The organism is Pseudoxanthobacter sp. M-2, from assembly GCF_046156265.1.
Taxonomy (GTDB): Bacteria; Pseudomonadota; Alphaproteobacteria; order Rhizobiales; family Segnochrobactraceae; genus CAMDHY01.
Map to the genome: position 1 here is coordinate 1 of NZ_JAWDIR010000015.1, position 26185 is coordinate 26185.

The 26185-nt window shown below is 64.4% G+C and carries 19 protein-coding genes; 13 read left to right on the top strand and 6 right to left on the bottom strand.

Features of this window, described 5'->3' with window-relative positions; translation table 11 throughout:
- Positions 1–1563: AAA family ATPase (locus RUR49_RS11175; RefSeq protein WP_409146462.1), on the top strand; the 1563-nt coding region annotated here is incomplete at its 5' end.
- A 3-nt stretch (positions 1564–1566) separates the two neighbouring features.
- A complete protein-coding gene (locus RUR49_RS11180; protein ID WP_409146463.1) occupies positions 1567–2424 on the top strand; it encodes an HNH endonuclease in 858 nt (285 codons plus the stop codon).
- Positions 2425–2452: 28 nt separating this feature from the next.
- Here RUR49_RS11180 and RUR49_RS11185 read toward each other — a convergent pair whose 3' ends face one another.
- Genes RUR49_RS11185 through RUR49_RS11195 form a run of 3 tightly spaced genes read right to left on the bottom strand, consistent with a single transcriptional unit; the run spans position 2453 to position 5484 of the window.
- Positions 2453–3409 carry a hypothetical protein gene (locus tag RUR49_RS11185; RefSeq protein WP_409146464.1) on the bottom strand — a complete coding sequence of 319 codons (957 nt, stop codon included), beginning with the start codon at positions 3407–3409 and terminating at the stop codon, positions 2453–2455.
- A gap of 27 nt (positions 3410–3436) precedes the next feature.
- Entirely contained in the window at positions 3437–4678 is a 1242-nt protein-coding gene (locus RUR49_RS11190) for a three-Cys-motif partner protein TcmP (protein ID WP_409146465.1), read from the bottom strand.
- 29 nt (positions 4679–4707) lie between these two features.
- Positions 4708–5484, bottom strand: coding sequence for a DUF5131 family protein (locus RUR49_RS11195; protein WP_409146466.1), 777 nt, complete (start codon positions 5482–5484; stop codon positions 4708–4710).
- 239 nt (positions 5485–5723) lie between these two features.
- Between RUR49_RS11195 and tcmP the strand changes: the two genes are divergently transcribed.
- Both tcmP and RUR49_RS11205 read left to right on the top strand, forming a co-directional pair.
- Positions 5724–6887, top strand: a complete 1164-nt coding sequence (gene tcmP, locus RUR49_RS11200) for a three-Cys-motif partner protein TcmP (RefSeq protein ID WP_409146467.1) — start codon at positions 5724–5726, stop codon at positions 6885–6887.
- A gap of 602 nt (positions 6888–7489) precedes the next feature.
- The gene (locus RUR49_RS11205; protein WP_409146468.1) at positions 7490–8677 is read left to right on the top strand and encodes a tyrosine-type recombinase/integrase; all 1188 of its coding nucleotides are present in this window, start codon (positions 7490–7492) and stop codon (positions 8675–8677) included.
- Positions 8678–8813: 136 nt separating this feature from the next.
- Here RUR49_RS11205 and RUR49_RS11210 read toward each other — a convergent pair whose 3' ends face one another.
- Both RUR49_RS11210 and RUR49_RS11215 read right to left on the bottom strand, forming a co-directional pair.
- Positions 8814–9833, bottom strand: a complete 1020-nt coding sequence (locus tag RUR49_RS11210; protein ID WP_409146469.1) for a 2-hydroxyacid dehydrogenase — start codon at positions 9831–9833, stop codon at positions 8814–8816.
- A gap of 74 nt (positions 9834–9907) precedes the next feature.
- Positions 9908–10819 (bottom strand): LysR substrate-binding domain-containing protein, encoded by a 912-nt coding sequence (locus RUR49_RS11215; protein WP_409146470.1) that lies wholly within the window; start codon positions 10817–10819, stop codon positions 9908–9910.
- 116 nt (positions 10820–10935) lie between these two features.
- Between RUR49_RS11215 and RUR49_RS11220 the strand changes: the two genes are divergently transcribed.
- Genes RUR49_RS11220 through RUR49_RS11255 form a run of 8 tightly spaced genes read left to right on the top strand, consistent with a single transcriptional unit; the run spans position 10936 to position 19946 of the window.
- Positions 10936–11751 carry a substrate-binding periplasmic protein gene (locus RUR49_RS11220; protein WP_409146471.1) on the top strand — a complete coding sequence of 272 codons (816 nt, stop codon included), beginning with the start codon at positions 10936–10938 and terminating at the stop codon, positions 11749–11751.
- 24 nt (positions 11752–11775) lie between these two features.
- A complete protein-coding gene (locus tag RUR49_RS11225) occupies positions 11776–12447 on the top strand; it encodes an amino acid ABC transporter permease (RefSeq protein WP_409146472.1) in 672 nt (223 codons plus the stop codon).
- Positions 12444–13259, top strand: a complete 816-nt coding sequence (locus tag RUR49_RS11230; protein WP_409146473.1) for an amino acid ABC transporter ATP-binding protein — start codon at positions 12444–12446, stop codon at positions 13257–13259. The genes RUR49_RS11225 and RUR49_RS11230 overlap by 4 nt, the downstream gene beginning before the upstream one ends.
- Positions 13256–14926, top strand: coding sequence for a hydantoinase B/oxoprolinase family protein (locus RUR49_RS11235; RefSeq protein WP_409146474.1), 1671 nt, complete (start codon positions 13256–13258; stop codon positions 14924–14926). The genes RUR49_RS11230 and RUR49_RS11235 overlap by 4 nt, the downstream gene beginning before the upstream one ends.
- Positions 14927–14928: 2 nt before the next feature.
- Positions 14929–16977: a hydantoinase/oxoprolinase family protein gene (locus tag RUR49_RS11240; protein ID WP_409146484.1), complete on the top strand. Its 2049-nt coding sequence runs from the start codon at positions 14929–14931 to the stop codon at positions 16975–16977.
- A 12-nt stretch (positions 16978–16989) separates the two neighbouring features.
- The gene (locus RUR49_RS11245; RefSeq protein ID WP_409146475.1) at positions 16990–17724 is read left to right on the top strand and encodes a hypothetical protein; all 735 of its coding nucleotides are present in this window, start codon (positions 16990–16992) and stop codon (positions 17722–17724) included.
- 9 nt (positions 17725–17733) lie between these two features.
- Entirely contained in the window at positions 17734–18942 is a 1209-nt protein-coding gene (locus RUR49_RS11250; RefSeq protein WP_409146476.1) for a M20 family metallopeptidase, read from the top strand.
- Positions 18927–19946: a 1-aminocyclopropane-1-carboxylate deaminase/D-cysteine desulfhydrase gene (locus tag RUR49_RS11255; protein WP_409146477.1), complete on the top strand. Its 1020-nt coding sequence runs from the start codon at positions 18927–18929 to the stop codon at positions 19944–19946. Before RUR49_RS11250 ends, RUR49_RS11255 begins: the two co-directional genes overlap by 16 nt.
- Before the next feature lie 308 nt (positions 19947–20254).
- Here RUR49_RS11255 and RUR49_RS11260 read toward each other — a convergent pair whose 3' ends face one another.
- Positions 20255–22384, bottom strand: coding sequence for a CHAT domain-containing protein (locus tag RUR49_RS11260; protein WP_409146478.1), 2130 nt, complete (start codon positions 22382–22384; stop codon positions 20255–20257).
- A 254-nt stretch (positions 22385–22638) separates the two neighbouring features.
- On the opposite strand from RUR49_RS11260, the gene RUR49_RS11265 reads away from it, so the two are divergent.
- Positions 22639–26145: a protein NO VEIN domain-containing protein gene (locus tag RUR49_RS11265; RefSeq protein WP_409146485.1), complete on the top strand. Its 3507-nt coding sequence runs from the start codon at positions 22639–22641 to the stop codon at positions 26143–26145.
- Positions 26146–26185: the final 40 nt, after the last annotated feature.

The following is a 26185-nucleotide window of genomic DNA, read 5'->3' on the forward strand; positions in this document are numbered from 1 at the left end:
AAGACCCAGTATCACCTCTACTATTTTGGGCCCGACGGCGCCAAGATGATCGGCGGAGTGAAGATCCTGCGGAAAGGACAGGGGATTTCGCACGACAGCGAGCTGCCGGTTGGTCCGCTCGCGCCGCTGGCCGAGGAATTCTGTTCGCTCGGTCAGTCCTTAGACTACTATGAACGGCTGGCCGAATTGCCGAGGAATATTCGGGACGAGATCCTGGAATTCCTGCGCGATGCGCTGGTCTACCCGAACCATGCAGCCAGCTTTATTGAAGCGGAGGCCTGGCGCGTCTCGATGACGCGCGATCTCGACCTGGAGAGCTACAAGCCGCTGGCCCTCACTCTACTCGAGCGCGACTATGACGCGCTACCGTCTGTGGGCCTCTCGCTCAGCTTCGTCATGTCAGGGTGGACAGCACCCTTGGAATTGGATTTCGCCGCGCCGGACAACAGCGAGGACGTCTTCGGGGACGGCTTTCCGGGACCAGCGATAATGCTGCCAGATCGAGCTGCGGTGATCACCGGACGAAACGGTTCGGGCAAGAGCACCCTGCTCGCTCGGCTCGCGCGTGTACTGCACGCGTCACAATTTGAGCGAGCCCGTGCGCCGACCTCGAATCTCGGGAAGATCGCGCCGGCGGGCATCGGTTTTTCCCGGATCATCGCCGTCGCCTACAGCGCCTTTGACACGTTCCACGTCCCCGGCGTCACCCTTCAGGACAAGAAGCAGATCATCAGCGACCTGCGGGCGGGGACTGGCCGCTACGTCTTCGCTGGCCTGCGCGACATCGCTCGTGAGCTTGAGGAGAGGCTTTCAGGTGTGGGTGATGTCGAGTCCAGCGACGGAAGTGTGGAGGACGAGCTGGCACCGGGGTTTGCGCTGGATCGGCAGGACATCACCTACCTTAAATCGGCCGACCAGCTCGCCGACGAGTACGCCCGAACCCTCGAGCGCGTGGTGGTCGCGAAGCGCGAACGGCTGCTCAGCCAGTCACTTCTCCTGCTCCTGGCTGATCCCTCATTCTCTGACGTGCCCGATCAGTCGGTCGCGGCGCTGCTGGAAGCTGATCCACGCGAGACCTTCATGGGCTGGAGCACCGGGCACAAGATCGTCATGCACATGGTCACAACGCTCGTCGCCTATGCGCAGCCTAAGGCGATCATCCTGATGGACGAGCCCGAGAGCCACCTTCACCCACCGCTGCTGGCGGCCTTGATGCACGCTGTTCGGCTGGTGCTCGGCAAGCAGGATGCCTTTGCCGTCATCGCCACCCATTCCCCCGTCGTCGCACAGGAAACGCTCGGCCGCCATGTCTCGGTGATAAACCGATCGGGCGACGTTGTTACGATCCTGCCACCTAAGATCGAAACCTATGGTGAGAGCATCGGTGAGATTACTAACGAGGTGTTCGGTCTAACCGCCGGTAGCGCGGATTTCCACGCCACGCTACGCTCGCTCGTCGATCGAAATCTGACTCTTGAACAGATCGAAGGTCGCTTCGATCGCCGCATGAGCCTGCAGGCACGGGCCTATGTGATGAGCCTGATCGCAGCGCGTGAAAGCTGACCGATGTGGAAAGTAGAGCCGCCTGCGGTGGGCGACATAAAGGCGCAGCTCGACGCAGCGCTGATCGAAAAGGATGAGACCGTTGTCTACGAACTGTCCGATGCGGAACGCCAAGCTGTCATCGAGCTCTATCAGGCGTACGATGACCTAGCGGGCGAGCCCGATGCCGTGCTAGTTCCCGCCGCACTCGACGCGTGCAAGAACTATCTGCACGCGGCGTATAATCAGGTCCAGAAACGTGGCCGCCTGAAGGACTTGCGCGGCAGATTGCTGGCATCTGTGATCGAGTGTCCGCTATGCGGGTTTGGGGAAGCAACGACGCTCGATCATCATCTTCCCAAGGACCAATACCGCGCGCTGTCAATCTACGCCCGCAATTTGATCCCGAGCTGCCATCCCTGCAATCGCGCGAAGGGGACACTGGAGCCCGTCGTCGGCGCAGGGTTGATACATGCCTATCTTACTGAGCTTCCCGAGTTGACTTTTCTCGAGGCGGAAGTTCAGTATGCCGCAGGGAGGCTCGTGGTACTCTTCACAATCGACGACACCTTCCTCCTCGATGATTTGGACGAGCGCCTAAGGTTCCAGCTACGGCGGCTCGACCTCAACAGGCGTTATTTTGATCCAGTTAATATTTTCCTCTTCAACCTCAAGACCGCCTTTTCCTTCTTTCGTGGTAAGCCCGATGAAGGCGAGCAGATTAAGGCGTTCTTACTGGCCTCGGCAAAGGCCGTTGATGACGACTTTAAGCTCAACCACTGGCGAGCGGCGCTCATGAGAGGTCTGGCCGCCTGCGATGCATTTCTGGCGGATCCCTGGTCCTATTTCGACAGGTCGATCGGAGATATGCGAGAGATCTGAGGGATGGTCGTCGAGCCCCAACCGAGGATCAACTGACTTTCATGGTGATCGTCCGGATGCTGTGGGGCCCGCCCCCGCCGTGGTCGAACGACAACATGGTGCGTTTCAACCCGTGGATGGGCCACCAGAACCAACTGGCGATCATCTCCGTCTTCTCAGAAAAAGAATCCACCTGGGCAGCTCCGGTCGACTGTAATCCGCCACCTCCGAAGATGGCTGCGCTCACATCGGACACCATACCCGCGGCAAGATCGGGGATGGCACACAGGTCCTCGTAGTGGCGTTCCGGCCCGTCAATCGCCGTGGTGTTCATCGCGAACACGCCCATCGGGAATTGTAGATACAGGCTTATCATGCGCGCGGCCGTGCGATGGAAGTCATCCAGCCGCAGTTCGTTGGCGACGGATTGATCCTGGTCGCTGATCCATTCCAGGTCCATGCCGGGGGCGGCCCAAATGGAAAGGCAGATTGTGAGGAAGTACGCTTTCCGCGCCATGTCCTCGAGACCCTGCTCGTTCCACCTCGCCTTCAGATCGAACGCCGACCGGAACCGGCTGAATTTTTGCGGCGGACAGACCAAGTGCTTGATCCGTTTATCGACTGCGATCACGACTAGATGACCGGTGAGCGCGTCGGCGGCGTCGAGATACGCTATGAGAGCGTTCATCCGCGCCTCATCAACCACTCGCTTGAACGACATACGGCGACCATCTGTAAGGAGAGTCAGGCGGATATGCTGCATCGCCTTGAACCAGGCAGGCGGCAACCTCTGGGAGATCAGAAAGGCGTAGACGCGGTGAGTCGCTGAGTTGTGTTCGCCGCCGTAGTCTGACGTAACTGTGAGTTCGCGCCCGGCGAACGGATGGGGCTGGGCGTGCCAGAGTTGTCGCTGCATCGGACCCGACCAAGGCATGCCCTTGCGGAGTGCGATTTTGGATTCCGAGAGTAGCCGCCAATGCTCGGGATAGGGCTTAGGCCACAGCATGGCCGTCCCCGACGGACCGCTCGCGGATCACGGCTTTTGCCTTCCGCCGAACATCATGAAGAACGAGCGCTGGCTCTTCAGGCGAAGGGTGTCGCCTGGGACGATCTGTCGAGCGCGCCGGCGCACACCACCGGCAGGTGTGACGACCTCAAGATCCTCTCCGCCGAGCATTGCGCTGTGGATATCGTCTTTGTGCGCCGGCGTGGCGCTGTAGGCCGCCGCGTAGAAGTCGCCGACCAGCATGGCATCGCCGGCGCCGGAAACGAAACGCGGGATGTCGTAGATCAGCTTCTCGCGCGCCTTGGCCCGGTGCTCCTCCTCGAAGAGGTAGAGCGATCCCTCCTTGGCTGGGTCGTATTCCAGCATGTCGAGGCCTGGCAGGCCGAAGTGCGCCTGGCTGCCGTTCTCATGCAGAATGTCATTATAGACCTGACGTGCGCGATAGTTGTTAGCAAAGTGGATCAGCCAATAGCGCCATCCCTGCGGGTTAGTAATGGAGAACGGGCTTACATAGCCCGCGTAATTGCGAAACGATTCGAATACGATGCGCTCGGCCGCTCCCAGCCATGCGTCGTTGCTAACGATGCCGTCGATGGCGCGCAAGTCGCCCGGATTGATCCCTAAATGACGGACCTGGCGCTTCATTAGGTCGGGGTTGGTTCGGCTGAGGAAGGTCAGAAGGGTGTCAATCGCGAAGGTGTAGAAGACTTCCACGGACTTGGTAGACCGCATGATCTCGCTGAGCGTGGAAAAGTCAACCTGCGCGTGGCCGCATTGGTCGAGATTCCACAGTACGCTTTGAAACCGACCAGCGAGCAGGCCACGGATAACTGGATAGGCCTCCTCGAACGGCTTGCTGAGATAGGTCACGTTCAGGTGCAGCTTGGGACAAGCTTCCTGCACAGCCGCCAGCAAGGGTGCGCAGTAGCCCTTCAGAATTTCGGTGACGCTGGGTAGGGCGTCGTTGAAGATCAGCAGACACTCGATCTCGACGGTGCCGAGGCCTTGAGCAACCCGTCGCGTGTTGACCACCTCTAGCGAGCGCTGCAGTTCTTCAATGTAGATGATGGGCGAGCCGGCGGCGCCGCAGGCGTATCGTCCGCCGCCTGAGAACCCATCGACGACCGCGAGCCGAAACCTACTCTGCTGCGGGTTTCCACACCTGACGGAAATATACTGAAAGAGGTACTCCCGTAGAATCTTGTGCTTTCTGCGGCTATGCTCGTCGAGCACCGCCCCGTCGTCCCAGGTGTACGCCTTCTTGACCAAATCCAGCTCCCTAGCCGGGGCGGCCTTGGCTACTGCACCAAGACAGCGGGCATGCCGTTCCAGATCTGGCCACGATACTCACGACCGTTGGCCTTTTTGGAGCGCTTTTTGTTATCCTTACCCCAAGTGCCCCACTGCTTAAAAAAGAAAGCTGCCCCGTAGGTATCGCACTGCGCGTATATTTCGTCGACCCAGTCTTCTCGTATCGGCCTAGCCTGATGCCCGCTTTCGCCGCCTATGATCGCCCAGTGGATGCCGGTCAGATCGACCGCGCCGACAGCACCGATTAGCGGTTCGAACGAAATGAACCGGATAGCCGCGCGGACGGCGCGCAAGTGATCGATGCGGCCAACGACATCGGCGTTCTCGACACTGGTACCAAGCCAGACATTGGGCAGAACATCAGGAATGGCGCGCGCCACGATCTCGGCCATGCGAGCGGGACGCTTGGTCAGGATCTGGTAGTTGTGATGCGGCGTCTCCCGCATTACCCGCCACACATCGACAACGAAGTCCTCGCTGACGTCGTCGTGGAAAAGATCGCTCATCGAATTTACGAAGATCTTTCTAGGCTTGCGCCAACCATAGGGAATGTCCAGGGCGGAGCGATCCTCTCGAACGACCCCGTTCCAGATGGCGCGTTTTCCGCTCTTGCGGGTCAGTCCTTCGTACTTGGGCACGCCCATGGCTTCGAGGCGCCGCGCCATCTGCATTGCGTAGCAGTTGGTGCAGCCGGCGGTGATGATCGAGCAGCCGGCTACTGGATTCCAAGATGCGTCCGTCCACTCTATCTGGGTCTCAGCCATGGGCTCCACTCATATTGCACCGTAAAGGTGCCTCGTCCGTGGGATAGGCAATTTCAAAAGGGCAAAAATTGCGTTAACGATAACCACTTTGATCAAGCTTTCTAACGACAAGATGAGGACCTAATTATGGTGCGGTGGCATCCGAGCTGGAGTGCAGCGGGGTTTCTCGCCGCTCCGGTCGAGCTTTGCAATTGTGAAGGTCAGGCCGCGCGCCGGCGGCTTTCCACAGTGAGAGCGTCGTGATTGGTGAACTGAAGCACTACCAAGGCCGCGAACAGGCCTATGTGAAGCACTTTCTCTTGAGCGAGTATCTCGAGAGCTGGGCCCATAAGGTCGCCAGCACCTGGGAGGAGGTCGCCTATGTCGACGGCTTCTCCGGTCCTTGGCAGCACACTGGCGAGGCGTTCGAGGACACCTCCTTCGGCATCGCCCTGCGCGCCCTGAGCCAAGCGAAAGCTAGTTGGAAGGGTCACGGCAAAAGCGTCAAGATGTCCGCCTTCCTCGTCGAGAAGGATCCTGGCGCCTACGCCAACCTCCAGGCGGCCAAGGCGCTGTTCCCGGATGTGCAGATGAAGACCTACCCCGGGTCCTTCATCGATCAGGCACCGAGTATCCTTCGGGACATTCCGCCGCGCGCCTTCGCCTTCGTCTTTATCGATCCCAAGGGCTGGGGCATCGACATGAAGCGGATCGCCCCCCTGTTGCGACGGCCGCACAGTGAGGTGGTTTTTAACTTCATGTTCGACTTTATCAATCGCGCCGCCTCGATCGAAAGCTCCGGGGTCGCCGCGAGTTTGGACAAGTTGATCCTCGACCGGGCCTGGCGCGCGCGGCTTGAGGCCAGGCCGGGCCACATTGCTGAGAAAGATCATCGCAAGACCGTGCTGGTTGACGCGTTCTCGCGTACTTTGGCGCAGCTGGGTGGATACACTCACGTGGCCGAGACCACTGTGCTGCGCCCCCTGAAGGATCGCCCGCTGTACAGCCTCGTCTATGGCACGCGCAACTCGAAGGGCATAGAGGTCTTTCGCAGCAGTCAGATCAAGGCTCTCTGCCAGCAAGACCGGATCCGCGGCTTCACCAAGCTTAGCGCGACCGCGGCCGCCAGCGATCAGATGGAGATATTTGGTTCGTTGAGCGAGATGGCTCCGGACCCGTCCATCGCCTTTTTGGCTGAAGAGGAGTGCCGAGCTAAGCGCCTGCTTTTAACTTTGGTCCCAACCTCGCCGGCAAGTGTTCGATGGCCCGACCTTTGGCCGCGGATTTTGGAACGTAACGTTGTCACCAAGACCCAGGTCAAGCAGATCGCCAACGAGCTTCGCAGTGACGGCACCCTGATTGTGCTGGACTGGGGATTCAAGCAACGCACCCTAGGCGATCACAACAGAGTCCAGCGCAGCTAGCAGCACGACAGCCAACGTCGCCTAAGGACAAGAGAAGACCCTCAGCCGCGACGCCAACTTGCGCCGAACTACGTCAAAGCTCGCCACTCCCCGAAATGCGCCTGAAGGCATCGCACGAATTCATCTGCGAAATCAACGGCTTCTGTGTGTTCTCCAAGATCCAACCATTGCGCCAGCGAAAAGTACGCGAACGCTCGATTGTAATGCTCGAACTTATTCAATGAGTTACGGATCCGTACCTTCGCCCTAGCAGTCCACAGCTCGGGAGAGAAATGGCTGAAACAGAGACAAAAGGGCCTGTGATCGACGCCGCGCAGTGGACAGCCTGACCGGGCAATCCACCAGTTTTCTTTGGCATTTTCGGCCCGTCGAACGCGCCAAGAGACGCTTCATAATTGTGGGATGGCGGAGAGGCAGTCCCCACATTTATCGCTCGCCCATGGCCGCCCCCAATCGCTAGTGTGCACATACCATGTTGGTTTTGCTGACTTAAATGGGCGGTTGCACACGGACGCATTCGTGGACATTCACCTCAGATCGCGATACGTGTTGGGGTGAAAGTTGGGGTGCGAGGTGTAGCTGTGGCTCGGCAGGCGAACAGGATGACCGCTCGGAAGGTAGCCACGATCTCCGCGCCGGGGAGGCACGCGGACGGCAATGGCCTCTACCTCGTCGTCGAGAAGTCCGGCGCCAAGCGGTGGGCCTTCCTGTTCCGTTGGGACGGCAAGCTCAAGGAGATGGGGCTGGGCGGCGTGACAAGCGTAACCCTCGCAGACGCACGTCTGAAAGCCGATGAGGCGCGACGGGTCCTCGCCGATGGGCGGAACCCCATCGAGGTCCGCCGTGCAGTGTCGGAGCCGCCAGCAGCACTTCCTACGGCGCCGACGTTCGGTGAATTCATGGATAACCTCATTGAGGAAATCTCGCCGGGCTTTCGAAATGCGAAGCACATCCAGCAGTGGCGCAATTCAATGCGCGACTATGCTGCGCCTCTGCGTTCGAAACAGTGCGACGAGGTCGACACCAAGGACATCTTGGCGATCCTTCAGCCAATCTGGACAAAGAAGGCGGAGACCGCTTCACGTGTTCGCGGAAGGCTCGAGCGGGTGCTCGATGCTGCAAAGGCGAAGGGGCTGCGTACCGGGGAGAATCCTGCTCGACTGCGCGGCCATCTGGACGCACTGCTCCCCAAGCAACAGCGCCTGCAGCGGGGACATCATGCAGCGATGCCCTACCCGGATGTACCGAAGCTCGTGGCGACGCTGAGCGAGAATGGATCGGTCTCTGCCCTATGCCTCTTGTTCGTGATCTTCACGGCTGCGCGAACAGGTGAAGTCCTCGGCGCTACGTGGAAGGAGATCGACCTCGCCAACTCACTTTGGGTCATCCCCGCGGGCCGGATGAAGGCCGGTCGTGAGCACCGAGTTCCACTGACGGCTGGGGCGATCAAGGTCCTCGAGCAGATGGCGTTGCTGCGACCCGGCGCCGACGAGAAGGGTGACGCGTATGTCTTCCCAGGTGCTCGCAGGGGACGTCCGCTCTCACAGATGACGCTCTTGATGATGCTTCGGCGGACAGTGGGAGAGCGAGCGACGACCCATGGCTTTCGCTCCTCCTTCCGAGATTGGGCGGGCGAAGAGACCAATTTCCCTCGTGAGGTTGCCGAGCAGTCACTTGCACACACTGTAGGAGATCAGACAGAGCGGGCATATCGCCGTGGCGATGCTCTGGAGAAGCGCCGCAACTTAATGGCGGCCTGGGATGCCTTTCTCCAATGCACAGGCTCCTGAGCGCTTAAGGCCCGCTGAGTTAAGGTGCGCTGGCCGGTCATTAGTGCCAAATGCTTCGATAGGCCCAGTAGTCGTTGGAATACGGTAAGTCCACCATGACGCCAACAGTGTCGCGTGCTCGAGGCGTGGACCGATCTCAGTAGCCGAGGTCGAGGTCAATGCTCCGTCGCGGCTGGCGGTAGGCCGCGAAGTCCGCGACACTCTCGATCGCCTGCGCGAGGCTCTGGTCGACGACGCCGGTGGCGTTCGAAGCCTGGCCGCCCGTTCCGAGCACGTTCGCGAGCCTGTGCACGCCGGTGCGGGAGGGCGCCGGGAAGTGGTAACTGGCGGGATAGGCGTTTGCATAGAACCACCAGACGTCGGCGCCGTAGCCAGCCAGACGTCCGGAGGCGAGGGCGTCTGCGAGGGCTGTCTCTTGGACGAGGTTGCCGCGGGCGATGTTGACAAGGAATGCGCCGGGCTTCATCGCAGCGAATTCCGCCGGGCCGAATAGGCCGTCGGTCTCCGTGGTCATCGGCAGGGCGAGGACGACATAGTCGCTCGCGCCGAGCATTTCGTGCAGGCCATCCGGTCCAAACACTGCGTCGACGTGCCCGCTGCCGCGGCCCGGGTCACGGCGCGTCGCGAGGACGCGCATGTCGAACGCCTTCAGCCGCCTCGCAATCGCCGTGCCGATGTTTCCGAGCCCGACGATCCCGACCGTTCGCCCCTCCAGCATCGCCGCGTGGGCGCCTACGACGTAGTATGGATTAGTGCGCCCGGCGAGGAAGTCGCCATGCGCCTGCGGGAGCCGCTTGGCGAGGCTGAGCAGCAGCGCGATGGCGTGCTCCGTCACGGCGCTGGCATTCGCCCCGCGAATGTTGGCGACGCGGATACCGCGCGCCTTCAGCGCCGGAAAGTCGAGCTCGTCGCAGCCGGCGTGCATCCAGACGAGCAGTTTCAGCCGCCCGGCCCGCTCGAGGGAGCCCGGCGGCAGCACCCAGCCGACGATGACGTCGGCCTCGGCGAGAAGTGGCGCGATCGCTGGGAGGTCGCAGTCGAAACGGGAGAAGCACGGTGCCGCGGGCTGCGCGACGACGCTCGCATCCTGCGGCAGCGCCGCCGCAAACCGAGCCACCTCTTCCGGCGTCGCCTGCCAGGTCAAAAGGACTTTCATGCGGGCTCCCTCGGTAGTTGCCGGCCCGACGCCCGGGCGGAAGGGCGTCTTGTGCCGTGTGAGTGCGGCGGCGGCTATTCTCTGAGCCGCTCAGTCTCGGCGACCATCCAATCGCAGAAGGTGGCCACCTCCGGCCTCAAATGAACGCTGTCCGACGTGACGAGGAAGAAGGCCGGTTTCAACAACAGCGTCGTCGGCAGGCACTGCACCAGGGCACCGCTCTTGATCAGGTCCTCGACAAGATGGCCCCAGCCGAGGGCGACGCCCTGACCATTGACCGCAGCCTGGATCAGCAGTGGGTAGTTGTTGAAGTGCATGCCGCCAGAGGGGATACCGCGGCCTAGTCCAACGGCGCGCATCCAGACGCTCCAGTCGGCGTCGGTCGAGTTTGGCTCGTCGACGTGAAGGAGCTTCGTCGTCAGGAGGTCCGGCACCGCCCGGATCGGCGGCGTGGCGGCGAGGAAGGCGGGGCTGCAGACCGGAAAGAGCTCGATGCCGAAGAGCTTCTGCGCGTTGATGGCGCCCCAGCGCCCCAGCCCGTAGCGGAGCCCGACGTCGATCCCCTCGCCCGACAGGTCGAGCAGCGCGTCGGTGGCGATGACGCGGAGGTCGATGGCCGGATGCTCGGCCCGGAACTTGGCGATGCGCGGCATCAGCCAAACCGAGGCGAGCGCGATCGTCGTCGTGATGGTGACGCGCCCCTCCTGGAAGCGCGGCCGGGCCTCCTGCATCGCGTCGACGATGTGGTTGAGGCCGAACGACACCGCCTGATGCAGGCGGCGGCCTGCCGTCGTCAGCGTCAGCCCGCGGTTGCTGCGCACGAACAACTTGATGCCGAGGCCCGCCTCCAGGCTCTGGATCTGTTTGCTCACGGCGGCCTGCGACATGCCGAGCTGCCGCCCGGCGGCGCTGAAGTTGAGCAGGCGGCCGGCAACCTCCAGGACAACGAGGGTGCGCGACGGCGGCAGCGATCGGAGCGGGTCCATCATAATCCCCAGTTATGATGAGGCTGATCAAATACCAGCTATCCGGTCCGCAGGCCCGGCGCCAGAGTAGACGCCGGTCGCCATACGCTGAAGAGCGGCTTTCCAGGGGAATTCACATGAAAACGATCCTCGGCCTGACGCGTCGTGCCACCCTCTCCACCGCCGCGCTCCTGCTCGCCGGTTCCCTCGCCGCAGTCGTGGCGGCGGCCCCCGCCGCAGCCGATGCCCTGGAGGGCATCAAGAGCTCCAAGAAGTTCGTCGTCTGCGGCGTCGACGGGATGCTGCCTTACTCGAGCTCAGACGCGAAGATCCCCGGTTTTGAGGTCGAGATCGCCCGGAAGCTCGGCGAGAAGCTCGGCGCCGAAGCCGAATACACGTGGGTGTCGTGGGATGCCTTGATCCCGGCGCTGACGTCGAAGCGCTGCGACGCGATCGTCGACGGCATGTTCATCACGCCGGAGCGCGAGAAGGTGATCAGCTTCTCGACGCCCTACTACGCCTCAGGCGAAACGATCCTCGTCCGCAAGGGGGACACCTCGGTCAAGGGGCTGGCGGACCTGCACGGCAAGAAGGTCGGCGCGCTGGCTGGCTCGGTGACCGTCGACCACCTGCAGAAGGAAGGCATCCCCGACGTCGCGGTCTATCCGGACCAGAACACCATCGTGCTCGAGCTCAACAACGGCCGCATCGACGCCGCCTACCTCGAGGCGCCATCGGCGGCCTGGATCCTCACCGGCGATCCCTCGCTGGACGTGCGCATCGTCGAGGAGTTCGTGCCCGAGGAGCGTTTCGATGCCGGCGTCGGCCTGCGCCAGGAGGACACCGAGCTGAAGGCTGCGATCGACGCCGCCATCCACCAGATGCGCGACGACGGGACAATCAAGACCATTCTCGAGGGTTACAAGGTCCCGTACTTCCCGACGGCCCACTAAGGGCATCCCAAGGGGATCTCGATCGTGCTGCAGGACATCCAGTCGTCGCTGTTCTGGGAGGTGATGCCCTACCTCCTCAAGGGCGCCCTCGTCACGATCGAGATCTCACTGTTGTCGATGCTGCTGGCGCTGGTGCTCGGCCTGATCACTGCCGTTGGGCGGCTCAGCCGGATGTGGCTGCCGCGGTTTCTCGCCGGGGTCTACGTCGAGGTCGTTCGTGGCACGCCGCTGCTGGTGCAGCTGTTCATCGTCTACTACGGCCTCCCGAGCGTGGGGATCATGCTGGATCCCTTCATGGCCGGCTTCCTCACGCTCGGGGCCCACTACGGCGCCTATCTCTCTGAGGTCTACCGGGCCGGCATCCTCGCCGTCGACCGCGGGCAGTGGGAGGCGGCCGCCTCGATCGGCATGAGCCGCACGATGATCATGCGGGAGATCATACTGCCGCAGGCTTTCCGCACCATCCTGCCGCCGATCGGCAACTACTTCATCTCGATGCTGAAGGACTCGGCGCTCGTGGCGACGATCAGCGTCACCGAGCTGCTGCGAGCCGGCCAGCTGCGTGTCGCCATCACGTTCCGCGCGATGGATATCTACCTGATGGTGGCGGCGATGTATCTCGTGATGTCCTACGCGCTGTCGCTGCTCATCCGCCATCTCGAGAAGCGCAGCTCGCAGGGAGTGCACCTGCCATGACGGCTCCGGCCCCGACGCCAATGCTGTCGCTGCGCGGGCTCGGCAAGCGCTTCGGTGCGCTGGAGGCGCTCGCCGACATCGATCTCGACGTCGCCGCCGGCGAGGTGGTGGCGATCATCGGGCCGAGCGGCTCGGGCAAGAGCACGCTGCTGCGCTGCATGAACATGCTCGAGGTGCCGACGTTGGGCCGTCTGGAGATCGCCGGCGAACTCGTGCTCGACCAGAAGCCGGGTTCGAAGGCGCCACATTTTCGCGACGTCGACCGGGCCGCCGCCCGGGCGCGCCGGCACAGCGCCATGGTGTTCCAGCGCTTCAACCTGTTTCCGCACCTGCGGGCGCTCGAGAACGTGACGATCGGGCTCATCAAGGTGAAGCGGCTGCCGAAGGCCGAGGCCGAGGCGATCGGCAAGCGTCTGCTCGTCCGGGTCGGGCTCGGCGACCGGCTCGACGCCTGGCCGGCGCAGATGTCGGGCGGCCAGCAGCAGCGCGTCGCCATCGCCCGGGCGCTCGCCCTCAGCCCGGACATCCTGCTCTTCGACGAGCCCACCTCGGCCCTTGATCCCGAGCTCGTCGGCGAGGTGCTCGCGGTGATGAAGGACCTCGCCCACGACGGCGTCACCAAGGTGATCGTCACCCACGAGATGGGCTTTGCCCGCGAGGTCGCCGACCGGGTCGTCGTCATGGACCATGGCCGGATCATCGAGACCGGCGTGCCCGAGACCATCTTCCGCAGTCCCCGCCACGAGCGGACGCGGTCGTTCCTGCAGCGCCTCATCGAGCGCGAGTCTGGCTTGAAGGAGGCCGTGCTGTGACCCCCGATCCGGTGACGCTCAACGTCATGGCGAGCGCCTTCCACTCCATCGCCGAGGAGATGGGGGTGAACCTGCTCCTCACCGCCCGCTCGACGATCATCCGCGAGGCGCGCGACTGCTCGTGCGCGCTGCTCGACGCCGAGGGGCGGATCGTCTCGGAGGCTGAGCACATCCCCGTGCAGATGTCGTCGCTGTCGCTGCCGATGCGCGCCTGCATGGCCAAGCACGGGACGATCGCGGCGGACGAGGTGTTCGTCACCAACGACCCGTTCCTCGGCGGCCAGCACCTGCAGGACATCACGATCTTCAGCCCGATCTTCCACGCGGGGGCGCTGCTCGGCTTCTCGGCCAGCATCGCCCACCACGTCGACATCGGCGGCGGCAGCGCCGGCCTGACGCTGGGGGCGCGCGAGTTCTACGAAGAGGGCCTGCGCTTCAGCGCGCTGAAGCTCAACCGCGAGCGCGACTTCGCCAAGGGAGGCGTCTTCTACGACCTCGTCCATTCGAACTTCCGCGCGCCGCGCACGACCTGGGGCGATCTACAGGCACAACTTGCGGCGAACGACGTCGGCAAGCGGCGCATCATCGAGCTCGCAGCGCGCTACGGCGGCGAGACGGTCGCCTTCTACATGGGCGCATCGATGGACCACTCGGAGCGGCTGATGCGGGCGGAGATCGCTCGCATTCCCGACGGCCGCTACGTCGCCGAGGACTTCATCGACGACAGCATCGGCAGCGACGAGCCGATCCCGATCCGCGTCGCCCTCGAGGTGAAGGGCGACGAGATCCACGTCGACCTCACCGGCTCGGCGCCGCAGATCCGCGAGTTCCTCAACGTCCCGTTCGGCTCGACCTGCTCGAGCGCCTTCAGCGCCATCAAGATGGCGGTGACGGCCGGGCGCGCCACCATCGCCTCGAACGACGGCTGCTACCGGCCGATCCATATCCACGCGCCGGCCGGCTCGATCCTCAACCCGACGGCGCCGAGCGCGACGCGGGCCCGCATGTGCGGCGCCTACCGCGTCTTCGACGCCATCCTCATCGCCCTGCAGCAGGCGCTGCCGGACCGCGCCGCCGGGCTCGGCTTCCACGTCAACACCACGGTCGGGCTGACGCGGCGCGACGGCGAGGCCTATTCGATCTTCATCGAGGACATCGGCGGCGGCTGGGGCGGCACGCCGATCGGCGACGGCGCCGACATGCTCGATGCGCCGCTGTCGAACTGCCGCATCACGCCGGCCGAGGCGATCGAGTTCGACCATCCGTTCATCCGCGTCGCCCGCTACGAGCTGATCCCCGACAGCGGCGGCGCCGGCCGGTTCCGCGGCGGGCTCGGTTCGGTGCGCGAGTTCGAGGTGCTGGACGACGGCGTCGAGTTCTTCGGATACGCCGACCGCCACAAGCAGGTGCCGCGCGGCGCCGCGGGCGGTGGCGCCGGAACCGCCGGAAGCTTTGCCATCCTGCGCGCCGGCGAGCAGATCCGCCTGCCGTCGAAGACGGCGTGTCCGCTCAAGGCCGGCGACGTCGTGCGCGTCGTCGCCGGTGGTGGCGGCGGCTACGGAGCTCCTTCGGACCGGAGCGCCGCGGCGATCGCCGCCGACCTGCTGGCCGGCAAGGCGACGGCGGCGGCGGTCGAGCACAGCTATCCCCAGTCGAGAAAGGCGTGACGATGAGTGCCCTTTCCACTGCTTTTGACGCCGGCACGAGCTTCGACATCGGCATCGACGTCGGCGGCACCTTCACCGACGTCGTGCTGCTCGGCGCCGACGGCCGCATCGAGGTGACGAAGGGACTGTCGACGCCCGATGATCAGTCGGTCGGCGCCGCCGACGCTGCGGCCGGCCTCAGCCTGGCGCTCGGCGGCGTGCGCTCGATCGTGCACGGCACGACGGTGGCGACCAACGCCATCCTGGAGCGCAACGGCGCGCGGCTGGCGCTCGTCACCACCGCCGGCTTCCGCGACGTGCTCGAGCTGCAGCGCCAGGAACGCCGCAACATCTGGGACCTGTACATCCGCAAGGTCGAGCCGCTGGTGCCGCGGCACCTGCGCTTCGAGGTGACCGAGCGCACCGCCGCCAGCGGCGCCATCATCCGGCCGCTCGACGAGGATGGGCTCGACGGCGTCATCGCGGCGCTGCGGGCGGCCAAGGTCGAGGCGGTGGCCGTGAGCTTCCTCAACGCCTACGCCAACCCCGACAACGAGATCGCCGCCGAGCGGCGGCTGCGTGCGGCGCTCGACTGCTACATCGTCCGCTCGAGCGCCATCGCCCCGCATTTCCGCGAGTACGAACGGACCTCGACGACGACGATCTCCGGCTATGTCGGCCCGAAGGTGTCGCGCTATCTCGACCGTTTCACCGAGCGCTTCGCCGAGCGCGGCTTCGGCGGGGCGATCTCGGTGATGGGCTCGAACGGCGGCGTGCTCCCGATCGAGCTCGCGGGCGCCCATGCGGCGACGACGTGCCTCTCCGGGCCCGCCGGCGGCGTTCTCGCGACGCAGCGCCTGGCGCGCGAGAAGGACCTGCCGAACCTCATTTCCTTCGACATGGGCGGCACCAGCACCGACGTCTGCCTCGTCGCCGGCTGCGAGGCGGTGGTGTCGACGCAGTTCCAGATCGATGGCCTGCCGATCACCCTGCCGATGTTCGCGATCGAGACCGTCAGCGCCGGTGGCGGCTCCATCGCCTCGCTCGACGTCGGGCGGATGCTGCGGGTCGGACCCGAGAGCGCCGGCTCGACGCCGGGCCCGGCCTGCTACGGCCGCGGCGGATCGCTGCCGACGGTCACCGACGCGCTCTCCGTGCTCGGGCTGCTGCGTCCTGAATTCTTCCTCGGCGGCCGCATGAAGCTCGTGCCGGAGGCCGCCGAAGCCGCCTTCCGGCCCCTCGCCGCCGAGCTCGGCGAGCCGGTCGAGGGCGTCGCAGCCATGGTGCGGCACCTCGCCAACGTGAAGATGGCGAACGCGGTGCGGCTCGTTTCGGTGCGCGAGGGTCACGACCCGCGTGACTTCGCACTCGTCGCCTTCGGCGGCGCCGGGCCGCTGCACGCCTGCGCCGTTGCCGAGGAGATCGGGGCCACCCACGTCGTCGTGCCTCGCTTTCCCGGCGCCTTCTCGGCTTTCGGCCTGCTATCGGCGAACCTTCGGCGCGACTTCGTCCGCGCCTGGCCGACGCGTCTGTCCGCCGTCGAAGACGAGCGGCTGCGGCGGGAGCTCGCGGACTTCCGTGCCGCGGTCGCGGGCGAGATGACGGCGATCGCCAAGGGCAGGCCCTTGGCCTGGGAAGTCCGGGCGGACGTTCGCTATGTCGGCCAGGCGTCGGAGTTGATCGTCCCGGTCGATGATCCGGCCGCGGCGTCGCTCGGTGCCCTCGCCGAGCGCTTCCACGAGCTCCATCGGGCGAAGTTCGGCTACGACGAGCGCGACGCCGAGATCGAGATGATGAACCTGCGCCTCACCGGCTGGATTGCCGTCGAGGCCCCGCCGATGCCGAACCTCGCCCCGCGGTCCGGCGGTGTGGTTCCGGTCGGCCGGATCACCAGCCGGCTGCCGGGCGACGCGACGGTGGCGTTCGCACAGCGTGCCGACCTTGCGCCGGGCGATGGCTTCCCCGGACCCGCGGTCATCGTCGAGCCGACCGCCACGACGTTCGTGCCGCGCGGGTGGACCATGACCGTCGACCCGCAGGGCCACCTCGACCTCCACCGCGACAACGCCTGAGGGAGCGACGCCATGTACGGCCGCAAGGGACGCATCGGCCTGATCGTCCTCGACAGCGATCTGACGATCGAGCCGGACCTCCGGCGGATCCTCCCCGACGGGGTCGAGGTTCACGCGGCGCGGGTCGTCTATCCGCGCCGGGTGACCGCCGAGAACCTCGCCATCGCCTCCGACCGGGCCGTCGAGGCGGTGGAGCAGCTGCTGCCGATCCGCCCGTCGGCGATCGCCTGGGCCTGCACCAGCGGCTCGTTCTCGGAAGGGCGGGCCGGCAACGAGCGGCTGGTCGCGCGCCTGCAGGCGGCCGCCGGCGACGTGCCGGTGACAACCGCCAGCACCGCCCTGGCGGCGGCGCTGAAGGCGCTGGCCGTGACGCGGCCGGCGGTCGGCTCGCCGTACTCGGCGTCGATTAACGAACGGCTCGTCGGATTCCTCCGCGAGCACGCCGTGGAGCCCGCCGCGATCCGCAGCCTGCACGGCGGCGAGCTCGACGACTACGCACTGCAGGACGTCGATGACGATCGCCTCGCCGACTTCATCCGCACGCTCGCGGGGGCCGGTGGCGACAGCGTCGTCGTCAGCTGCACGGGGCTCGCCACCGCCGGGATCGTCTCGGCGCTGGAGCGCGAGATCGACCGGCCGATCCTCACCAGCAACCTCGTCGTCGCCTGGCACTGCTGGCGGCTCGGCGGCATCGCGCCGCCGCCGACGATCGACACCCGCCTCTTCCGCACCCTCTCCGCCCACTGAGGTCGTCCGATGCTCGACGTCGTTTCTCCCCGCGGTGAGGTCGCCCTTCCCGACGCTGACCACTTGATCGCCACCGCAAGCGCGCTCTGCGCCCTCAGGAGCGTCTCCGGCGAGGAGCGGGCGATCTCCGATTGGGTCGAGGCCGAGATGCGCGGGCTCGGGCTCGAGACGCGGCGACAGGAGGTTCTGCCCGGCCGCGCCAACGTCGTCGGCGTGCTCGACACCGGCCGGCCGGGGCCGACGCTGCTCTACAACGGCCACCTCGACACGCTGCCGATCCCGGCCGGCTACAGTCACGATCCGTTCGGTCCGTTCGTGCGTGACGGCCGGCTCTACGGCGCCGAGATCAACAACATGAAGGGGGCCGTCGCCGGCATGCTCGGCGCCATGCGGGTCTTCTCGTCGATCCGCGACCAGCTGTCCGGGCGGATCGTGCTGTCGACCGTCATGGGCGAGTGTGACAGCCTCGGCCTCGGCACCTTGTCGCTCGTTGAGAACGGCCTCACTGCCGACTTCTGCATCAATGGCGAGCCGACCGACCTGCAGGTGATGACCTGCCACGTCGGCGTCACGCAGTTGCGCGTGCGCGCCACCGGGGTCGGCGTGCACGTCTGCCGCCGCGACGAAGGCCGCAACGCGCTGGCCGAATTGCTGCCGGCGGTGGCGGCCCTCGACGAGCGCTGCCTCGCCTTCGAGCCGCATCCCGACTATCCGGGGCTGCCGACCATCAACGTCGGCAAGGTCGGCGGCGGCACCATGGCCTCGATGCACGCGGCCGAAGCGGAGGCGTTCGTCGACGTCCGCACCGTCCCCGGCATGACGCCGGAGAGCGTGCTCGCCGACGTCCGCGCGGCCATCGCCGCTGCACGCAAGCCGAACGGCGAGGCGCCCGACGTCGAGGTCTCCCTGATCGAGCGGCCCGCCTTCTGCCAGCAGCACCCGTACCTGGTCGATCGCCGGCATCCGGTCGTGACCGCCGTCGCCGACGCGCACGCGAGCCTGTTCGGCGCGCGGCCCTATGTCGGCCCGCTGTTTCCGCAGGTCTACTTCGGCACTGACGCCTCGCACCTCAATCGGGCCGGGATCGCCACCGTCATCTACGGGCCGGGCAAGGTCGACCAGATCAACATCGTCGACGAGAGCATGCGGATCGACGACCTCGTCGCCGCCGCCAACGTCTACACCGTCGCCGGAGCCGCCCTGTGCCGTCGGACCTGAACCGCGCCGCCGTGGAACGCCTCGCCGCGATCCCGCGCACCCCGCTCGTCACCCTGCCGACGCCGCTCGACGCGGCGGCCCGCCTCGGCGACGCGCTCGGCCTTGACCTCTTCATCAAGCGCGACGACCTCACCGGCCTCGGCCTTGGCGGCAACAAGCTACGGAAGCTGGAGTTCATCCTCGCCGAGGCGCTGGCGGCCGGAGCGGACACGCTGATGACGACCGGTGGCGCGCAGTCGAACCACGCCCGCCTCACCGCCGCCGTCGCGGCGCGGGCGGGGCTGTCGTGCGAACTCTTCCTGAAGGGCGAGCCGACCGACGCGCGGACCGGCAACCTCCTGCTCGACACCCTGTTCGGTGCCGACATCCGCTTCTGCGGCGTGGTCGGCTACGACGAGATCGACGCGCAGATGGCCGCGCGCGCCCAGGAACTCGCGAAGGCCGGCCGCAAGGCCGTCGCCATCCCCCTGGGTGGCGCCACCGGCATCGGCACACTCGGCTACGTCGTCGCCTTCCGGGAACTCCGGGATCAGGTTGCGGCAGTGCGCGGAGACCGTCAGATGACCGTCGTCGTCGCCGGCGGGACCGGGTCGACCGCCGCGGGTCTCATCCTCGGTGCGGCCCTGTGGGCACCAACGACACGCTTCCTCGTCGTCAGTGCGAGCTGGAAGAGCGACATCCTCACCGCCGAGATCCGCCGTTGCGCCGCCGACAGCGCCGCGCTCCTCGGCCTGAAGGAGCCCTCCCTCGACGCGGTCCAGGTGACCGACGCCTTTGTCGGCCCCGGCTACGCCCAGCCCTCCGAAGCGGGCATCGCAGCGGTTCTCACGACAGCGCGCACGGAGGGCGTCCTTCTCGACACGACCTACACAGGCAAGGCCATGAGCGGCCTCGTGGCGATCAATGCCTCCGGCATCATCGAGGCCGGCACCCCGGCCGTATTCCTCCATACGGGCGGAGCGCCGGAGATCTTCACACGCGACGCGGCCGCATTCGGCGGTTGATCGGCTCGAGCGGTTTCCCCGGGTTACAGTCGGTTGAGAGGCCTTGGCGTCTGGCTGGAGCTTCGGGCAAACGCCGCTGATCTTGGTGCGATTGTCGGACGAGGCAGGGGCGGTCAGCGTTCCCTGATTCCTGCCGCACCCGTGGGACATTCGTGGAGCCGCTATGCCGGTGTTTGCGTCGTGCCGTGACCAGATTTGCGGGCGGATCGTGCTCTCCACCGACTTGGGCCAATCCGGCGCCTCGAGCTACCGAGGGACAAGTAAGGTCGTACCGAAACAAGAGGCTCTTGCGCCTCGAAAGCGCACTCTCACGTTAGCAGAACGGCACTCCCCCAGGATAGAATGTTTGCAACCCGCTCGGCCGCGTGTTCGTTCGCTAGGCGTTCAATCACTTCGGCACCGGGCGCTGCTGCAGAAAGAACCGTGATAAGATCTTGATGACGCTGCAGTATCAACTGTGTTTCCCGCAGCGCATCGGCTGGGTCATTTTGGCCAAGATTGACTGCCAACGCGCAACCGAATGCTAGCGCAGCAAAGTAGTCGATTGGCCATAGGTGGCCGATCACCGCCTGGTTTGCGGCAGCAAGTTCGTGGGCCAGTCCGATGCGGGCGAGCCCCCCTCTAGTCTGGGTCGCTGTAGCACTGCAAATGTTCAGCACCAAAAGACGACTTCCCTCACCCGGTCGGGTGAAAGCCACCAACCGGGCTGCGGTCAGAAGTTGTTCGCCGGCAAGCACTAGGCCGCTTCCGGAAGTTCTGAAGGGAGACTGCTCCCCGTGGCCGATGACCCACAGTACGTCCGCCTCTGGATCTTCATAGTAAACTCGAAAGGCCTCGGCGTTCAACGGCGGGTTTGTGACTTTCAGATGCCAACCTTTTTGGACTGCAATCGCCCGCAAAAAGGCGACCTCGGCTTCTGTAGTCTGGGTCTCGCCAGGCCAGATACTGACCGTTCTGATCCGGCGGGCCGGCCGCGGTCTTTGAACGCTTGCTTCCAGCGGCGCTAGCCACCCAAGGGTCGCAGCCAAGAGCGCCTGGAGAGGGTCGCGATGTGCGGGAAAAACCACGAGCGATCGTGGCCGCCATTCCGCCGGAAGGTTTTCTGTCAGTTGATCCAGACCGTAGTGATTGGAAATCGCGGCCACAAGAGCCGAGGCGGTTTCGTAAGCTGGTGTCCCAATCATTCGCTCGTCCAGCTGCAGTTCGCGGTCGCCGGCTGGTCCGCGAAAGTACTCGTTGAGCGCGCTGGAGATGCCCACCAGTAGCGCCTCGAGTGTCTCGTTGGACGCGTTACCGCGCACGATGTACCGCCCGCAGGGCCAAACGTAGGTGACACCAGACCCGTGTGCCGAGCCGATAAACAGGACGTTTGCGTCGGCGCGTTCTAGGCTCTCTTGGCCATACCAAGCCCACAGCACGTCCATTAGGTCGTCGGTATCTCCAAACTCGGTGAGAGCGAAAATGAGCGGGTGGATGATTGCCACTCGCGCCTCAAGCACTTCGGTCGCATCAGCAGCTGCGGCCGAGCGTCGGTAGTAGTTCACCAATACGCTGATCTCGCGCAGAACTTCGACGCGAGATGCGGCCCACGATTCGGAAGAATCTATCGTGGAGCAGAGATACTGAACAATCTCGTGTTCGACTAAAACTTCTCGATAATTATGTAGGATTTCAAGTGCCCAATCGCGAGGGCTCTGGTGGGTCCAAGCCGCGGCTTTTGTAGTGAAAACGTTCGCAAGCGTTGCCTTCGTTCGGTTGTCAATGCCAGAACTAGTATATAGCTCCGTGAGTTGATGGGTCAGGAACTCGGCCCGTTGATCGGCGCGCTCTGTCGCCCAGTTGACGATCGCGACAATGGCACGCGCAACGTTTGGCATGTCACCGGCCTCGAACGCTTCAGCCATCCTAGCCCAGCAATAGTCGATGATGCGACCGCACCACTCGTCCATCCCACCAAATTTTCGGGCTAAGAGGAACGCGGATTCGGCCCAGACCGTGAAGTAGGAGAGGCACATCCCGTTCAGCCCCTCTGGTGCGCCGGCAAAGGGAGGCAATCGATATTCTCCACAATTCATCCGCCGACTGGCATCGTGCGTTCGGAACGCCGACCAATGGATCCATCCATAGCAGTCGCCATGCCTACCCATTGCCATAGTTGTCATGATCGCCGGTATCGAGATCAGAAAGCGACAACCGTCAATTAGAGGGGCTCCGGGGCCATCCCCAATACGCGCGCTTTCATCTGTAAGATCAGCCTGAGCAAGCGCTGCTAAGTGAAGCGTGCGCTCGCGGCTGGAGTATTGAGCTTGTTCCATAGCACCGCAAATCAGGTCGGCAACCACCGAGGGGGCCTCGCCTTCCCATGCAAAGTGCCGGTCCCAGTCAAGAAGGTCGGGCAGTTCCGCAAACACCCGTGGGTATACGTCACGCAGCAGCATTGGAGAGCCAAAAAAATAGCTTCTTGGGGAATTCTTTTGCTCGCGAATAAGAGTCGATACTCAAATGAAAATCCTGCCCATATGGAATCCTCTCTGTCACATTCCAAGTTAATTGCCAACCTGCGCGGGTGGCTGCGTCTCGCTGTCTGGCCCCCCCTACCGGTTGACGGCAGCCGGGTATATCGTAGCATTGGTTGTGGAAAGTGTCAGCATGTCGCAACGCGCATTACATAGTACACTGGGGAGAGCTGCCAATTTTTAGCTTTGATGACATTTCGCCGGGGGCACGGGTAAGGGGTCTCGACCCCATCGGTATCGCTGAAATTATTTCTGCATCACGTTTTGGGCGTGATGCAATCAATATTGTTTATCGAGTAGACGGACGAGTCGCCGAGCGCCTAGTGTTTCGTGGGGAGGATGTCGGCTTTGAATTGGCGGACGCCGGCCGGTACTTCGCCTTCGACGCAGACGGCAGTCTCTTGCGGCTTGTCTCGGAAGCCTACCGGATCCGCCTCGCTCATCTCTTTGACCCCTACCTTGCCGTCAGCGCATCTCAGATTGAGGCTTTGCCGCACCAGATCACGGCTGTCTATGGCGAAATGCTACCGCGCATGCCTTTGCGCTTTCTGCTCGCCGACGATCCAGGCGCCGGCAAGACCGTTATGGCCGGCCTGCTGATCAAGGAGCTGATGATTCGAGGCGACCTCGAGCGCTGTCTGATCGTGGCGCCGGGCAGCCTGGTTGAGCAGTGGCAGGAGGAGATGAGCGAGAAGTTCGGGCTCGGCTTTGATCTGCTGACTCGGGACCAGATCGAGGCATCGATCACTGGCAACCCATTCGCCGATAAGAACCGGCTGATCATGCGTCTCGACATGGCCGCTCGTTCCGACGAGCTGAAAGCGAAGCTTCAAGCCGCTCCGGAGTGGGACCTGATTATCTGCGACGAGGCGCACCGAATGGCGGCCTCGTACTTTGGTGGGGAGGTAAAGGAGACGCAACGGCACAAGCTCGGCAAGCTTCTGGGCACGCGTGCCAGAAATTTCCTTCTGATGTCAGCAACCCCTCACAACGGAAAGGAAGCTGATTTTCAGCTTTTCATGGGTCTGCTCGATGCCGATCGGTTCGAGGGTAGGTTTCGCGAAGGAGTGCACAAGGTCGATGTATCGGACATGATGCGGAGGCTGACGAAGGAGGAGCTCTATCGCTTTGACGGCACGCGCCTGTTCCCGAGGCGCTTCGCATATACTGCGAGTTACGAGTTGTCGCCGATCGAGGCGGACCTCTATCAGGCGGTCACGAGCTACGTCCGCGAAGAGATGAACCGTGCCGATCGCAGCGGCGACGATAAGCGGCGATCGAGCGTAGGCTTCGCCCTCCAAATCCTCCAGCGACGGTTGGCATCCTCCCCGGCGGCGATCCACCGGTCCCTCGAGCGGCGACGCAGGCGGCTTGAGGAACGGTTGAGGGAAGAGCACCTCATGCGGCAAGGAGGCGGGGGGACGCTCATGCGCCAGCAGGCGCTACCCTCATATGATCCTGACGATATCGACGAGGTGCCGGGACCCGAGGCGGAGCAGACCGAGGAGCTCATCGCCGATCAGGCGACGGCTGCCGCGACGCTCGGCGAGCTTGAGGCGGAAATCGTAATCCTGAGGGATCTCGAAGAGCGCGCCCTGAGGCTGAAGCTGTCCGGCCGGGACGCGAAGTGGCGAGAGCTCGATTCCATCCTCGACGAGCCATTGATGCTCGATGCCGCGACCGGCCTGCGCCGGAAGGTGCTGATCTTCACCGAGCCGAAAGACACACTCGAGTACCTGCAGCACAAGATCGCCGCGCGTTTCGGTGATCCCGCAGCCGTTGTCGTGGTGCACGGTGGCGTGGCCCGCGAAGCACGCAGGGCCGCTATTGCCGCGTTCAACTCCGACCCCGTTGTCCGCATCATGATCGCCAACGATGCTGCCGGCGAGGGTGTAAACCTGCAGCGCGGCGCGCACCTCATGATCAACTACGATCTGCCGTGGAACCCCAATCGGCTCGAGCAACGTTTCGGGCGCATCCATCGTATCGGTCAGACCGAGGTATGCCATCTTTGGAACCTCTGCGCGGCGAATACGCGCGAGGGCGAGGTCTACCGTCGCCTCCTTGAGAAGCTGGAAGAGGCTCGCGCGGCGCTGGGTGGCAAGGTCTATGACGTGCTCGGCGAGCTCTTCGAGGGCCATGCCCTGCGCGACCTGTTGATCGATGCAATTCGATATGGGGACCAGCCGGAGACCAAAGCGGAACTCCTCCGCAAGGTCGACGGGGCAGTGGACGTCGGCGCGATCGAAAAGCTCGTTGCTGAACGCAAACTCACGACCGAAGGCATGAGCCCGAGCTCCGTCGCGGAGATCCGCGAGCAGATGGAGCGCGCCCAGGCGCAACGGCTGCAGCCGCACTTCATTGGTGCCTTCTTCCGCGAAGCATTCCCGTTGTTGGGGGGCCGCATCAGCGAACGGGAGAACGGCCGCTTCGAGATTCTCCGCGTCCCACCAGTCCTCAAGGAGCGCGACCGGCTGATCGGTCGGACGGATCCAGTGCTCGATCGCTATGCCCGCGTGACCTTCGAGAAGGGGCTTGTCGCCGGCCAGCCGCAGGCGGAACTGCTCGCGCCCGGACACCCACTCCTCGAGTCTTTGGTCGACGTGGTGCTGGAGCGCCACCAGTCCCTGCTTCCGCAAGGCGGCATCCTGGTCGACGAGGCCGACAGCGGTGAGGAGCCCCGTCTTCTCTTCTATCTGGAGCACGCCGTCCGGGACGGACGATTGGGACGCACCGGTGAGCCTCGGGTGATCTCCCAACGCTTGCAGTTCGTCTTCCTGAAGGAGGACGGCTCGGCAATCGATGGTGGCCCTGCGCCCTATCTGGACTGTCGACCTATCACGGTCGAGGAGCGCGCAGCGGTGGCGGATGTCATCGCCGCCCCCTGGCTGGCAGCCGACATCGATACACGGGCTCTCGGCTATGCCGTCCGCTCTCTGGTGCCGCAGCATCTGGCGGAGGTGAGGGCGCGCCGACTGGCGGAGATTGACAAGGTCGAGCGCGAGGTCCGGGCGCGCCTCAGCCGCGAAATCAATTTCTGGGACGCGCGCGCGGCCCGGCTTCGGGAGGAAGAGCGCGCCGGCAAGGAGCAGCGCATCAATGCGCAGAACGCCGAGGCAACGGCCAGCCGCCTGGTCGAGCGACTGCACAAGCGGCAGAGCGAGCTTGATCGGGAGCGGCAGATCTCTGCCATGTCCCCCATCCTGAAGGGTGCGGCTCTGGTCATCCCTGGCGGGCTCCTGAGGGAGCTCCTGCGTTCGCCGACACCGCGGGCCCCCGACGGCTTCAGTGATGATCCCGTCGCTCGAGCCGTGATCGAGCGGCTAGCAATGGAGGCCGTTCTGGCGACGGAGCGTCTCCTCGGCCATCAGCCCCGGGACGTGTCGGCCGAAAAGAAGGGGTGGGATATCGAGAGCCGCGACAGCCGGACTGGGCACTTGCGCTTCATCGAGGTGAAGGGCCGCGTCGTCGGCGGCGACGTCGTCATGCTGACGAAGAACGAGCTCCTCGCCGCCCTGAACAGCCCTGACGCCTTCATTCTCGCGATCGTCGTGGTGGAGGAGGCCTTCGCGCAGCAGCCCATATATGTGAGACGGTTTTTCCAGCGCGAGCTCGGCTTTGCCGAGACTGCCGTCGCCTTCAATGTCCGCGAACTGATGACCCTGGGAGGCGCGCCCGGTTGACCAGGCCGTCAAATTTTGTTGTCACGCGGCTCCGGGCGAG

Coding starts and splice junctions, on each gene's coding strand:
- RUR49_RS11180 (WP_409146463.1), top strand. CDS start 1,567: ATGTGGAAAGTAGAGCCGCCTGCGGTGGGCGACATAAAGGCGCAGCTC.
- RUR49_RS11185 (WP_409146464.1), bottom strand. CDS start 3,409: ATGCTGTGGCCTAAGCCCTATCCCGAGCATTGGCGGCTACTCTCGGAA.
- RUR49_RS11195 (WP_409146466.1), bottom strand. CDS start 5,484: ATGGCTGAGACCCAGATAGAGTGGACGGACGCATCTTGGAATCCAGTA.
- RUR49_RS11205 (WP_409146468.1), top strand. CDS start 7,490: ATGACCGCTCGGAAGGTAGCCACGATCTCCGCGCCGGGGAGGCACGCG.
- RUR49_RS11210 (WP_409146469.1), bottom strand. CDS start 9,833: ATGAAAGTCCTTTTGACCTGGCAGGCGACGCCGGAAGAGGTGGCTCGG.
- RUR49_RS11215 (WP_409146470.1), bottom strand. CDS start 10,819: ATGGACCCGCTCCGATCGCTGCCGCCGTCGCGCACCCTCGTTGTCCTG.
- RUR49_RS11220 (WP_409146471.1), top strand. CDS start 10,936: ATGAAAACGATCCTCGGCCTGACGCGTCGTGCCACCCTCTCCACCGCC.
- RUR49_RS11230 (WP_409146473.1), top strand. CDS start 12,444: ATGACGGCTCCGGCCCCGACGCCAATGCTGTCGCTGCGCGGGCTCGGC.
- RUR49_RS11240 (WP_409146484.1), top strand. CDS start 14,929: ATGAGTGCCCTTTCCACTGCTTTTGACGCCGGCACGAGCTTCGACATC.
- RUR49_RS11245 (WP_409146475.1), top strand. CDS start 16,990: ATGTACGGCCGCAAGGGACGCATCGGCCTGATCGTCCTCGACAGCGAT.
- RUR49_RS11250 (WP_409146476.1), top strand. CDS start 17,734: ATGCTCGACGTCGTTTCTCCCCGCGGTGAGGTCGCCCTTCCCGACGCT.
- RUR49_RS11260 (WP_409146478.1), bottom strand. CDS start 22,384: ATGCTGCTGCGTGACGTATACCCACGGGTGTTTGCGGAACTGCCCGAC.